The sequence below is a fragment of the Acidovorax sp. LjRoot118 genome (assembly GCF_964253575.1).
Taxonomy (GTDB): Bacteria; Pseudomonadota; Gammaproteobacteria; order Burkholderiales; family Burkholderiaceae_C; genus Acidovorax.
The window spans coordinates 304,170-316,129 of sequence record NZ_CAXURB020000001.1; the positions used below are offsets into that span (position 1 = coordinate 304,170).

Annotated in this window: 12 protein-coding genes; all 12 read left to right on the forward strand. The window is 64.3% G+C overall.

Going from position 1 to position 11,960, the window contains the following annotated elements; genetic code table 11:
* The 12 genes from ACSQ9E_RS01480 to ACSQ9E_RS01535 all read left to right on the forward strand — a co-directional run bounded on the left by ACSQ9E_RS01480 (window position 1) and on the right by ACSQ9E_RS01535 (window position 11,285).
* Window positions 1-417, forward strand: a complete 417-nt coding sequence (locus ACSQ9E_RS01480) for a hypothetical protein (RefSeq protein ID WP_436216682.1) — start codon at window positions 1-3, stop codon at window positions 415-417.
* Window positions 414-2,147, forward strand: coding sequence for a hypothetical protein (locus tag ACSQ9E_RS01485; RefSeq protein WP_436216683.1), 1,734 nt, complete (start codon window positions 414-416; stop codon window positions 2,145-2,147). Before ACSQ9E_RS01480 ends, ACSQ9E_RS01485 begins: the two co-directional genes overlap by 4 nt.
* Before the next feature lie 13 nt (window positions 2,148-2,160).
* A complete protein-coding gene (locus ACSQ9E_RS01490; protein ID WP_436216684.1) occupies window positions 2,161-4,035 on the forward strand; it encodes a hypothetical protein in 1,875 nt (624 codons plus the stop codon).
* Window positions 4,036-4,059: 24 nt separating this feature from the next.
* Window positions 4,060-5,262: a hypothetical protein gene (locus ACSQ9E_RS01495; protein ID WP_436216685.1), complete on the forward strand. Its 1,203-nt coding sequence runs from the start codon at window positions 4,060-4,062 to the stop codon at window positions 5,260-5,262.
* Between the two features lie 2 nt (window positions 5,263-5,264).
* Complete coding sequence (locus tag ACSQ9E_RS01500; protein ID WP_436216686.1) at window positions 5,265-6,050, forward strand: discoidin domain-containing protein; 786 nt, start codon at window positions 5,265-5,267, stop codon at window positions 6,048-6,050.
* Window positions 6,047-6,481 (forward strand): hypothetical protein, encoded by a 435-nt coding sequence (locus tag ACSQ9E_RS01505; RefSeq protein WP_436216687.1) that lies wholly within the window; start codon window positions 6,047-6,049, stop codon window positions 6,479-6,481. The genes ACSQ9E_RS01500 and ACSQ9E_RS01505 overlap by 4 nt, the downstream gene beginning before the upstream one ends.
* Before the next feature lie 10 nt (window positions 6,482-6,491).
* Window positions 6,492-8,390, forward strand: coding sequence for a hypothetical protein (locus ACSQ9E_RS01510; RefSeq protein ID WP_436216688.1), 1,899 nt, complete (start codon window positions 6,492-6,494; stop codon window positions 8,388-8,390).
* Window positions 8,387-8,623 carry a hypothetical protein gene (locus tag ACSQ9E_RS01515; protein ID WP_436216689.1) on the forward strand — a complete coding sequence of 79 codons (237 nt, stop codon included), beginning with the start codon at window positions 8,387-8,389 and terminating at the stop codon, window positions 8,621-8,623. Before ACSQ9E_RS01510 ends, ACSQ9E_RS01515 begins: the two co-directional genes overlap by 4 nt.
* Before the next feature lie 117 nt (window positions 8,624-8,740).
* Window positions 8,741-9,868 carry a glycoside hydrolase family 24 protein gene (locus tag ACSQ9E_RS01520; protein ID WP_436216690.1) on the forward strand — a complete coding sequence of 376 codons (1,128 nt, stop codon included), beginning with the start codon at window positions 8,741-8,743 and terminating at the stop codon, window positions 9,866-9,868.
* Window positions 9,868-10,191, forward strand: coding sequence for a hypothetical protein (locus ACSQ9E_RS01525; RefSeq protein WP_436216691.1), 324 nt, complete (start codon window positions 9,868-9,870; stop codon window positions 10,189-10,191). Before ACSQ9E_RS01520 ends, ACSQ9E_RS01525 begins: the two co-directional genes overlap by 1 nt.
* A 3-nt stretch (window positions 10,192-10,194) precedes the next feature.
* The gene (locus ACSQ9E_RS01530; protein WP_436216692.1) at window positions 10,195-10,359 is read left to right on the forward strand and encodes a hypothetical protein; all 165 of its coding nucleotides are present in this window, start codon (window positions 10,195-10,197) and stop codon (window positions 10,357-10,359) included.
* A 137-nt stretch (window positions 10,360-10,496) separates the two neighbouring features.
* Window positions 10,497-11,285, forward strand: a complete 789-nt coding sequence (locus tag ACSQ9E_RS01535) for a DNA adenine methylase (RefSeq protein WP_436216693.1) — start codon at window positions 10,497-10,499, stop codon at window positions 11,283-11,285.
* Window positions 11,286-11,960: the final 675 nt, after the last annotated feature.

Genomic DNA, 11,960 nt, shown 5'->3' on the forward strand with positions numbered 1-11,960 from the left:
ATGACCATCACCCTTACCAAAGGCTCCGACGTACTGGAGCTTCCCGAGGACCTCCTGTGGTCCGACGAATTCTCGTGGTCCGACGTGGCCCAGTCCGCTGATCGCGGCATCGAGGGGCATCTGATCCTCGAAGCCATGGTGCGCAGCGGCGGCAGGCCCATCACGCTCAGCGGCGACGGCAACAGCGCGTGGATCCAGCGCTCGACGCTGATCGCGCTCAAGGCCTGGGCGAAGGTGCCCTTGCAGCTTTTCGAGCTGGACCTTCGAGGCGAGGTTTTCACCGTCGTCTTCGACCACGGCGGGGAGGAAGAAACCCGTGCCATGGCCATGTCACCGGTGGTCGATTACTCCGACATGGAAGACGGCGATTTCTATTGCAGCTTGATGCTGCGCTTTCTTGAGGCAAACCCCATATGACAATTCTTGCAGGCGATGTCAAGCTGCTCGCGTCCAAGGTGATGGACGACGTGCCCAACGGCGGCGGTGGCCCTTCGGGCACCGTGATCGCTGACGGGGGAGACAACGGCATCTTCAACGATGTCTCGGAACTCAACCGCTCGAACGGCGACGTGTCCATTCGGCAACTGCATCTGGCCATACAGACCGCAAACACCGACACCTACCTGGGCAGCACGATCATCGTGTCCAAGCCGCCCAACGATGCGAATGTCTCCATCACCCTGGCCAAGTGCGCGCCGTTCGCCCGCCGCACCGAGATCGCGAACGCCATCGAAAGCTACCTGATCCAGTCCTCGGAGTGGTCGGGCTACCTGCTCGAAAACCATGTGGTGGGGCAGAACAGCATCCAGCTTTTCCAGCGCCCTGGCAGCGTGACGCCGGCCATCGGCCGCACCCTGGTGCTGGTCTACAACGAAGACCAGCCTACGGAGCGCAGGCAGTATGTGCGGGTCAACCGGGTGGAAGTTGAAACGCGCACCTTCAGCTACTCGCTGGGCAATGGCATCGTTGACTACCTGGCCGATGTGGTGGAGTGCGAGCTGAGCGACGATCTGCGCTTTGCGTTCCCAGGCAGCCCGCCTGATCGGCTGTTCACGCGCGTGTCGGCCCGCACCATCGTGCGCGACACCACCGTCGCCGATGCGGCCACCTTCTACGGCGCCAGCACGCTGACGCACGCGGCCGACCTGGGTGCGGCGTCCATCAAGGTGGCCAGCGTCTACACGCAGCTGGTGCCCAGCGCGCGCACCGAGACGGTCGCGCTCGACCTGCGCCCGGCGTCGATGCGCAGCATGGTGCTGGCCGAGACTCCGCGCCGCATCGAAGTGGGGGCGGCCCCGCATTCACGCCGCATCAAGATCGGCCAGGAGAACCGCCGCCGCAGCTACACCGACATGCTGCTGCCCCTGCCACACCCTGGCACGGTGGTGATCAGCTACATGGCCCTGGGCAACTGGTACACGGTGGTTGACGACGGCCTGGGGGGCTTCACCGGGCCCGGCGCGGGCCAGATCATCTACACCACCGGCAGCGTGGCCATTACCCTGCAGGAGATGCCCGACGCTGGATCCAGCGTGATCATCCAATGGGGCGAGAAGGTCGGCTACACGAACCGCTCGGGCGGCGCCACCTTCCGTAAGCCAGAGTTCGACATCGTGCTCGAGCACGACGAGGTGATGCCCGGCACGCTGGTTGTGACCTGGCTCTCTGGCGGCGTCACGAAGAGCGCCACAGACAACGGCACCGGGGGGCTCACGGGCGACGCCGCTGGCCAGATCCTGTACGCCACCGGGCGCCTGCGCATCCGGCCCGCGGCCATGCCCGACCCGGGCGCCGAGTTCCAGATCGCATTCGAGTTTTCCGAGACCGAGGTGGAGACCTTCTCAGGTCTCGCGCCCGACGGCTCGGGCTTCGTGAACATGACCCTCGCCCAGGTGCCCACACCCGGGACCATGGTCGTGCTCTGGCTCACCACGCGCACGGTCTCCGCGACCGAGGGCAGCAACGCCGGCACCAACCTGCAGAAAGAGCCCAGCCTGGCGTACTCGGGCGGCGTGGCCACGCCCGCCGAAGTCGTCACCACGACCGCCAGCGCGCCTGCGTCGGTCGTGCCCGGCTCCACCACGAACGTGGCCTACGGCCAGCTGCAGAGCTGGATGCCTGCGGGCAACGCTCTCCGCAGCGATTGAGGAACCCACCCAAATGACCTACACCACCACCCAACAGGCCTTTGGCACCAGCGGCGCCAAGGCCGTGCACAACGTAACCCGGGCCTCTACGTCCAAGACACAGGACCTGATCGCGCACGAGCTGCACGACAACGGCGCCGGCACCTTCGGCCCTTATCACGGCGTCGTGAACTACACCGCCAAGACCCTGCAGGTCCGCGTGGCCTCGCAGGACTCGCGCACGCAGAGCTACAGCACCGACTACGAAAACGCCGAGATCTTCGCGCAATTGGGCGGCTCGGGGCAGGGCGGTGGTGGCAGCGACAGTGCGAAGGGCGGCGTCTACACCACCGCTGCGGTGAGCGAGGAACTGCTGGCCGGCGGCAACGTGTACGTGATCTACAGCACGGGGTTCACCGTCACGAACGAGCACACCCAGAATTTTGCGCCCCCGCTGCTCACCATCGACCTGTGCCCGCTCTCGGCCGACTACGTGGTGCCGGGCTCTGTGCAGTTCACCTGGATGGGCCACGTCTACCGCGACTTCGAGGGCGTGATCTACCGGGGCCGCACGGACGTCAGCCCGGGCGTGGCCTCGGGCACCATGGACTATTCCCAGGGCCTGGCCCACATGACCGACTGGGTGGTCAGCGGCAGCCCTGATGCCTTCACGCTGGACAGCCTGTGGACCCGCCGCCAGGCGTGGAAGACGGCCACCATCATGATGCGCACCCAGGCCGCGCCGCTCGCGCCTGGCGGCTTCGTCATGGTGCTGACCGACACCGTGGGCAACTCGCTGAGCGCAACCGCAGATCCTGACGGCCTGCTGGTCGGCGCCCACATGCTGGGCCGCCTGGACTACCAGACCGGCGTGGCCGAGATCCAGTTCGGTGATTTCGTGCTCGACAGCTCCCTCACCCCCGCGCAGAAAGCCGAGTGGTGGTACGACGCCGACGATGTGGGCGCCGTACAGGCCGACAAGATCTGGCGCCCCTGGCCCGTGGATCCCACCACGCTGCGCTACAACTCGGTGGCCTATTACTACCTGCCCATAGATGCGGACATCCTGGGCCTCGACCCGGTGCGGTTGCCCCAGGATGGCCGCGTGCCGATGGTGCGCAAGGGTGGGCACATCGTCATCGGTCACTCTGGCTTCGTCGGGCCCGCCACCGCGTCGAATGGGCAGACCATCAACATGGGCCGGGAGCGCTTATCCCGCATCCGTCTCAAGGGCAGTAATGGCCAGGTGATCCAGACCGGTTACACCGTGGACCTCAATGCTGGCACGTTGAATGTGGTGGACGTCACGGGTTGGGCGCAGCCCGTCACCTATGAGCACCGCATCGAGCAGCTGATCCGGGTGGGCGATGTGCAGATCGACGGCACGCTGGGCCTGGTGGGGCAACTCGCCCACGACTTCCCTGTGGGCAGCGTGGTGAGCAGTGCCCTGGTGGCGGGCAACCTCAAGGCCCGTGTCTCCAATATGTGGGACCAGTCCACCTGGAACCAGGTGTGGACAGACGGCATCGTGGGCTCGCCCGCGTTGGCCAACTACAGCGGCACCGTCACCGTCACCAATGCCGGCGCCGTCACGCAGCGCTATGCCTTCATCGTGCGCACCAGCAGCACATTCGAATGCTTTGGTGAGTACACCGGCTCGCTCGGCACCCACAGCATGAATGCGACCTTCGCTCCCATGAATCCCGATGTGGGCGTGCCCTTTTTCACGATGCCGCCCGCTTGGGGCGAAGGCTGGATTCCGAACAACGTGCACTTTCTGCACACGGTGGGTGCGCAGGCCTCTTTCGCCGCCATCCGCACCGTGCAGATGGGCCCGGCGGCCGGCATTGATTACGAGTTCGAAATTCTCGGCCGTGGCGACGTTGATCGCGAGCCAAGCAACCCATAAAGCAGCCTCGAAAGGAAAACACAAATGACTTCCCCAGTCGATACCTCGGTCAAATTTTTCAACGAAGGCATGCCGGGCGCACCGGTCCTGAACGGCGTGGCCGGCGCGCTGATCGCGCTTTTCGACGCCTGCCTGATCACTGGCTTCGGCCTGCGCGCTTGCACGATCACAGTCTCCTCTGGCGTGGCCACGGTCGCGGTGGCTTCGGATGTGAAGAACCTCAACCTGGTGGACTCGGTGCAGTTGATCGCCGGGGTCGCCGGTGGCATGACTGGATTCGCGAACCTGAACGGCGAGCAGAAGATCACCAGTGCCACGGCCACTACGCTGACCTTCGCCACAGCCGTGGCCAACGGGACCGCAACGGGCACGATCACGATCAAGCAGGCCCCGGTGCCGTATTGGGAAAAGACTTACAGCAGCACCAACATCGCGTGCTACCGCAGCACGGACCCCGCCACATTGGGCGCGTTCCTGCAGGTGACCGACACCGGCACCACCACGGCAACGGTGCGAATGTACGAAACCATGTCGGCCTTCGGCACCGGCACCAATCCAGCCCCAGCCGTAGCCGACATGGCTACTCCGTGGTGGGTCAAGTCCACTGCTGCTAACAGCACGGCCAACACCTGGGATTTGTTCGGAGACAGCAGAGGCTTTTACTTATGCCCGACGCCTGGCTATGGGGCGGTAAACACGGTGCAGTCCCAGCCCACCTACTACTTCGGGGATTTGATCACATACCGTAGTGTTGACCCTTACGCGGTGTGGATTGCGGCCTCAAATAACGCAACTCAGACCTACGGTAGTGTGGCCTTGGGGCAGCAGGGCGGAAACTCGCAAGCGGGTGCCAGGTTGCTGCGCTCCTACACTGGCCTTGGGCTCGCCATTCAGGCTTGGGGTGTACCTCAGTCGGGAGCGCAAAGCTCTGTCTCTGGGGTAGATACGCAATGGGGTTCTTTCCCCACCATCGACGGTAAATTGCGGTTGACGAAGATACACGCCACGGAGGGCGCAGCCATTGCCAATGCGGTGGTGCTGCCCCGTGGTTTGTTCCCAGGCATCTCCTACGTACCGTTGACTGGCGGCGGCACCAGCTTCCCGCGCGGCACCCGCATAGCAATTGACGGCAGGGTATTGGTGTCAGTGCGGCAGGGCGTTGCTACTACCGAGACCGCCGGCACGTCAGGCTACTGCTGGATCGACATCACGGGCCCTTGGCGGTAAGCATGGCAACGTACACCCACTGGAGGTTGCGTTGCGGGCTGGGCGCGGGCAGCACCTACGTGCAACTGGGGGAGATGACTCTCCTGGGCGCAGGCGGCACCGATTTGTCGGTCGGAGGTACACCTTCTGCCAGTTCCACTTTCAGCGGTTCGTTCCCAGCGAGCAATGCTTTCGATAAAAACGACGTCACTGAGTGGGCTACTGCAGCCGGAGACACCGACATCTGGATTCAATACGCGCTAGGGGCGGGGGTGGACGTCGCCAAGCTGAGTATTCGCTTTGCAGCTTCTTCCAGCTACTTGCCGAGCGGCATTCGGTTGGAGGCGGCCAACAGCGGCTCAGGTCCGTGGACAGCGTTTGTACTGGCAGGGCTGAGTCTGGTTGCAGCCACCACCAGAATTTACGAGGTCCTGCCTGGGCCTCAACCCGCTGTGCAGCACATGCTGCCCACTTCGGTAGAGCTGGTTGCCCCTACGGTGTTTCTGCCACTTGCTGCGGTGGATCACAAGCTCCTGAAATCGCGGGACTTCGTGCACGGCGGCCCGGGGCGGATCTACGGCAACGTGTTCAAAAAAGGCACTCCGGCCAACTTCCCCGCAATCGCCCGCGTGCGCCTGCAGCGTGACGTTGACAGCCTAGCCATCCGGGAGACATGGAGCAACTCGGCTGGGGCATACGAGTTCACCGACCTCTCGCTCGACTACAAGTACAGCGCCACCGCGCGCGACCACAACCACGACTACCGGGCGGTGATCGCGGACAACCTTACACCCGAGGTGGCCCCATGAGCGACCTGATCGCCGAGATTGGCCCCGAGCACGCAGCCGCGCAGCTGGCCGCGTCCATCGTCTTCGCAGATGGCGCCAGCGGGCCCTCTCGCATCCGCTTCTACGGCACCACCAAACCCACGGTGGGGGGGGCGCCAGGTGGTGACCCCATGGCCGAGATCGTGTTGGGCAAACCGTGCGCCACTCTCTCCGATGGCGTCATGACGCTGCACCCCGCCACGCCCGAGGGTGGCATGGTGCTCATCAGCGGCGTGCCCTTGTGGGGACGCTGGGACCGCAGCGACGGGCTGCTGGTGGTGGACGGCACCGCGTCGGATCCCGACCACGACGGCTTTTTCCAGATCATCGGCGGCACCACGCTGCCGGGCGATGAGAGCCCGACGCTGCAGGCCGGCGGCCTGGTGCTGCTCGGCGCGTTGACCTTCCTGTGATGGGTGCGATGTGGCCGACTCTGATCTTGTCTTCAGCCAGCCCCCCACCAGCGGGGGGCACGTCGATCTTGTCTTCGGCGCGGATGGCAGCGGGCCGGGCATTCCGCCGGTCGCTGTCGGCGGTGGTGGCCGGCTCTCGGGCATGCGTGGCCGCATGTCTGTGCGGGTTGCCTTGGTGGTGTCCGGCGCTCGCGTGCTCTCTGGCATGCGCGGGCGCATGGCCGTTGCCTACGATGTCAACGTGTCGCGCCCCACGGTGGGTCAAACGCTCAGCGGCTGGCAAGACGCAAAGCCCCTGCCGGTGGCCATCCGCAGCCGCTGGCAGCAGTCGGGGCCCATGCCAGTGGGTGTGCACTCTGGCTGGCAGGAAGGACAGGCCCTGCCCGTCGGCGTGCGCTCGGCCTGGCAAGACACCCTGCAGCTGCAGCGAGTGGTGGCCAGCGCCTACCAAAAGGCCCAGGGACTGGGAGCCGCACCAATTCGCTCCTACTTTCAGACTGCGCTGCAGCTGCAGCGCGGCACAGTGCAGCGGTTCCAAGAGGCTGTGCGTATGCCGGTGGCTGCGCGCCAGCGGTTTCAGGAAGCGCACCGTGATCGTCGCGCCATCGTGCGCCAAGGCTTCCAGCAGGCCGAGCGCGTGGCGGCGGGTTGGGTGGATGGCATGGGCGTTGCCATGCCGTTGCACCGGGTGTTCGGTGGCCGCTATCAGGAAGCCTGGCCCCCCAGGCCCGGGCGCAGCGTGGTTGTGCCGCCAGAGCCGCCCATTGACCCGTGCTACCTGCCCGAGCTGCCGGCGCTCCTGGTTTTCTCGGAGCCCTCGATTACCGGCATGCCAGCCAATTTGGTCTTCATCTGCGAGCGCCATGGCCCTGGGCCAGAGCCCGAAGAGCCGCAATACGTCATCCCCCTTCTGAGGGTCTACATGCAAGTCCATACGATCAAGGCAGAGCTGCTGCCCGGAAATGAGCGGGTGCCGCTCAACAACATCACGATCGAGGCCGAAGACGAAGGCTTTGGGTGGACCATGACTGCGGCAGGGCCCATGAGCCTGATGGATCAGCTCGCACCCGTGGGTGGTTTGCCGGCCCAGGTGCGTGTAACGATCGACGGCATCGAGTGGATCTTTGCGATTGACCCACCAGGCCGCTCGCGCAGCTTCGGCTCGCGCGGCGCCCAGATCCGGGGCAGCAGCGTTACCTCGCTGCTGGGCGATCCGTACATGCCGGCAGGCACGTGGACGAACACCGAGCCTCGCACGGCCCAGCAGCTGGTGCTTGAGGCGCTGGACACCACGGGTGTGGGCGTGGACTGGGATATCCCGGACTGGCTGATCCCGGCCGGGGTCTGGAACTTTCAAGGCACCCCGCTCGCTGCGGCCATGCGCATCGCTGAGGCGGCCGGTGCAGTCGTGCGCAGCCACCGAACGCTGCCCCGCCTGCAATTCGAATCGCGGTACCGGCATCTCCCCTGGCAATGGGCCACGGCCACGCCGAACGTGGACATGCCCAGCCGCATCATCACGTCCGATGCATTGGAGGCCGCGCACAACCCACCATGGGAGGCCGTCCACCTGATGGGGGAAGAGCAGGGCGTTTGGGGCCACGTGGTGCGCCTGGGCACGGCCGAGGCTTTGCTGGCGCCACAGGTGACCGATGCACTCCTCACGCACGTCGACGTGGTGCAGGAGCGCGGGCGCGCCATCCTTGGAGCCCAGGGCAAGCGGTACATGCACCCTATGACGGTTCCGCTGTTGACCGGTGGCACCAACCCCGGGTTGATCCTGCCCGGCTACCTGCTCAAGGTGAGCGAGCCATCCGAGGTGTGGCGCGGCTTGGTGCGAAGCATCTCCATCACGGCCGGCATGCCCACCGTTCGCCAATCCCTCAGAGTGGAGCGCTACCTGCCATGAACGCCGCAATCCTTTTCAAGCGCCTGCAGGGCCTGCAGGGGCCTGCGCCCCTGCTCACCGGGCAGATCGTCGAGAACCTGGGCGACGGCCTTGTGCAGGTCGCCCAGCCTGGTGGCGGCACCCAGAATGTGCGCAATCCGCCCGGCGTGGCCGTGGGCCAGTGGGTGTTCTTTCAGTCCGGCGTGATCACCGGTCAGGCTCCCACCCGCGCACCCGTGCGCATCGAGATCTAGCCCACGCCCAATCATCCATCCCGCCCGCCCGTGGCAACACCGGCGGGCTTTTTGTCGTCTGCAACCACCCCGAAAGGAGCTTTCCTTGAAACCACTCAACCCGGCGCCTGCATCACCATGAGCGCCAAAGATCCCATCGTTCTGGTCGAGGCGCTCACGCACTCCAACGTGCAGGCCTTCCTCGACACCCTGCGCTACTGCGAGGGCACGCCCGACGAAGACGGCTACCGGCGCATGTTCGGCGGCAAGCTGTTCGACAGCTTCGACAAGCACCCAGGAGAGAAGCGCACAGCCACTTTCAAGGGCGGCCTCACGGTCACCAGCACGGCAGCTGGCGCTTACCAGTACCTGCTGCAGACGTGGACCGGCGTGGCCACCCAGTATGGATTCACGGACTTCAGCCCCAAGAACCAGGATTTGGGCGCCGTGGGGCTGATTCTGGGCCGCAAGGCGCTCGATGACGTGATCGCCGGCCGCTTCGAAGAAGCGGTGCGCAAGTGCAACAAGGAATGGGCCAGCCTGCCTGGCAGTCCCTACGGCCAGCCCGTCAAGACCATGGCGCAGATCCGCAAGGTCTACGAAGCGCACGGCGGCACCTTCGCGCCAGATGTGCCTGCAGCCGCCACCAGCGTGCTGGATCTCATCAACCCGGCCGCGCTGGCGGCCGACACCATCACCCCAACCCAAAAGGAGGAGCCTATGGCCCCGTTCATCGCTGCTGTCCTGCCCGCATTGGTAGATCTCGTGCCCAAGCTGGGCAAGCTCTTTTCATCCGGCAGCGAAGTTGCCGAACGCAACATCAAGGCCGCTGAGCTGGTGGTTTCTGTCGCGAAGGAGGCCATCGGCGCGCGCAACGAGCAAGAGCTGCTGGAGACCATCAAGGCCGACCCCCAGGCAGCGGCTGACGTGCGCACCGCGATCGAGTCGCAGTGGTTCCGGATCGAAGAGGTGGGCGGGGGCATCGCTGGCGCGCGTGAGGCCAACGCCGTCTACCTGCAGCCAGGCGCTGCCGGGTTCTGGCTCAATCCCGCCTTCTGGGTGAGCGTCGGCTTTTTGCTGATGGTCGTGCTGATCCTGCTGGACATGCTGTTCTTCAATCGCGCCGTCTACGACGCCAGCCTGCGCACGCAGATCATCACGGCCATTCTGAGCCTGCTGGGCATGGTCAGCGCGTATTGGCTGGGCACCAGCTTCTCCAGCCAGCGCAAGACCGAAATCGCGGCCGGAACCGGCAAGAGCGTGTGATGCTGGAAATCACCCTCCAGGGGGTGCTGTGGGCGGTCTTCATGACCGCCCCGGCCACGCCGTACCCCGTCACCTACACGGCCACCAACCCCGGCGGCACCGTGCTCGGCTACAGCCAGACAGCGGGCTGGATGTCAGCAGACCAGTGCTACGGCAACTGCCGCACGCTGCCCGGGCAGCCGGTGTCCCTGCTGCAGGGCGAATTGACGCTGGAGGTGCTTGCCGGCGAGGACGTGACCATTCGGCGCGACGGCGTGCCGGTGGCCTGGTTCTACCGCTTTTTCGGCGGCGTGCCGGTCTTCAGCGTGGCCCCGGAGGACTGACCCATGCCATCCCCGGCCGCTGGCCAGCAGCGCAACCGCAAGGCAGAACGACGTGCCCGCGAGCGCGAGCGCCGCGATCTGCGCGACCGCGCGCGGGAGATCTCCGAGCGAGCAGCTCGGCAGGCCATCCCGCGCAACGATGAAGGGCCTCCGCCCCGCATCGACTGAAAAAAAGAACAAGGCGACCGGCTTGGTGCGCTAACACCAGACCGGCCACCTGACCACTGTCCAAGCCAGTAAGTCAAGCCAAGGCCCTGCCCACCTGTACAGGCGGGGCGAGTGTAAACGACGACCCTGGAGCCCTAATGGCAAACCCAATCATTCCTTGGATGGGCGGCAAGCGCCGCCTGGCCGATATCATTATTCCGCGCTTCCCAGCGCACACCTGTTACGTGGAGGTTTTTGCCGGCGGCGCGGCGCTGTATTTCCTGCGCCCCCCGGCCGACGTAGAGGTCATCAACGATGTGAACGGCGAGCTGGTCAACCTCTACCGCGTGGTCAAGCACCACCTTGAGGAGTTTGTGCGCCAGTTCAAATGGGCGCTGAGCAGCCGCGAGGTGTTCAGGTGGATGCAGGACACGCCTTCCGAGACCATGACCGACCTACAGCGGGCGGCCCGGTTCTTCTATCTGCAGCACCACGCCTTCGGTGGCAAGGTTCAGGGCCAGACCTGGGGCACTGCGACGACGGCACCGCCTATGAATCTGTTGCGCCTCGAGGAAACGCTCAGCGCGGCTCACCTACGTTTGTCCAGCACGTACGTCGAGCGCCTGGACTGGAAAGAGTGCATCCGCCGGTACGACAGAGCACACACGCTTTTCTACCTGGACCCGCCCTACTGGGAGACCGAAGGGTATGGCGTGCCGTTTGCATGGGCCGAGTACGAAATGATGGCCGATCTGATGCGGGGCATCAAAGGGAAGGCCATCTTGAGCATCAATGATCACCCTGATATACGGCGATGCTTTGCCGAATTTCAGATGGAAGAGGTACCGATCTCTTACATCGTCGGGGGCGGTGCTAAGACGGTCGACCGCTTAGAGCTGATCATCTACAGCTGGGATCGGAGCGCCGAGCCAGCCGGGCTCTTCTGAGCGCGGCGTCTGCAAAGTAAAAAGCCCTCTGGCTTCGAGGCCAGAGGGCTAGAGTGTCCGATGCTAGACGGAACCACCGGTCATAGCCGGTGGCATGGCCGGGTTGCGCTCAATCTTCAACCCAGAAGCGGTAGACACCACCGCCCTTGCGGTAGATGCGTTTCCCGTTGCGCGTGACGTATGGGCTGTAGACCCAGTGTCCGCTGGTAGTTGGATCATCTGACGTAGTGCTCATGTTTGTCCTTTACATCTTGAGCACCGGGATTTATTGCAGCAGAGCACCGTTGAGCGTAAACTCAACTTGCTTTTGGAAAAAATGCTGCCGATACCTCACCCGGTCTTCGGTATCTGGCCGATGGGTTGTTGCAAGCTTCCCATCGGCCAATCTCTTTGCGGAGACTCTTTTGTCTCTGGCCTGTCGCACACTATATATGGTGTGTCAGTTGCGTTCAATACGCTACCGGTAGTGTACCGCCGCCGACTTACCCAGAATCCGAAACAACAAGTTTCAAGCTGTGGAAAACATTTTTTCCTAGTGGCCCTTCAAGCCAATGTGAGTCTAGGTTCTTCCGGCTGATCTCATTGAATATGCGGGATGCGACACGATTTCGCTCTGTAGGCCGCATGGCTATTGAATGACGTGGTTCGTGCTTTCGCACAAAAAAATATTTTTTG

What these genes read in the sequence shown, in the direction of transcription:
- ACSQ9E_RS01480 (WP_436216682.1), top strand. Translation starts at nt 1, where the DNA reads ATGACCATCACCCTTACCAAAGGCTCCGACGTACTGGAGCTTCCCGAG.
- ACSQ9E_RS01485 (WP_436216683.1), top strand. Translation starts at nt 414, where the DNA reads ATGACAATTCTTGCAGGCGATGTCAAGCTGCTCGCGTCCAAGGTGATG.
- ACSQ9E_RS01490 (WP_436216684.1), top strand. Translation starts at nt 2,161, where the DNA reads ATGACCTACACCACCACCCAACAGGCCTTTGGCACCAGCGGCGCCAAG.
- ACSQ9E_RS01495 (WP_436216685.1), top strand. Translation starts at nt 4,060, where the DNA reads ATGACTTCCCCAGTCGATACCTCGGTCAAATTTTTCAACGAAGGCATG.
- ACSQ9E_RS01500 (WP_436216686.1), top strand. Translation starts at nt 5,265, where the DNA reads ATGGCAACGTACACCCACTGGAGGTTGCGTTGCGGGCTGGGCGCGGGC.
- ACSQ9E_RS01505 (WP_436216687.1), top strand. Translation starts at nt 6,047, where the DNA reads ATGAGCGACCTGATCGCCGAGATTGGCCCCGAGCACGCAGCCGCGCAG.
- ACSQ9E_RS01515 (WP_436216689.1), top strand. Translation starts at nt 8,387, where the DNA reads ATGAACGCCGCAATCCTTTTCAAGCGCCTGCAGGGCCTGCAGGGGCCT.
- ACSQ9E_RS01520 (WP_436216690.1), top strand. Translation starts at nt 8,741, where the DNA reads ATGAGCGCCAAAGATCCCATCGTTCTGGTCGAGGCGCTCACGCACTCC.
- ACSQ9E_RS01525 (WP_436216691.1), top strand. Translation starts at nt 9,868, where the DNA reads ATGCTGGAAATCACCCTCCAGGGGGTGCTGTGGGCGGTCTTCATGACC.
- ACSQ9E_RS01530 (WP_436216692.1), top strand. Translation starts at nt 10,195, where the DNA reads ATGCCATCCCCGGCCGCTGGCCAGCAGCGCAACCGCAAGGCAGAACGA.
- ACSQ9E_RS01535 (WP_436216693.1), top strand. Translation starts at nt 10,497, where the DNA reads ATGGCAAACCCAATCATTCCTTGGATGGGCGGCAAGCGCCGCCTGGCC.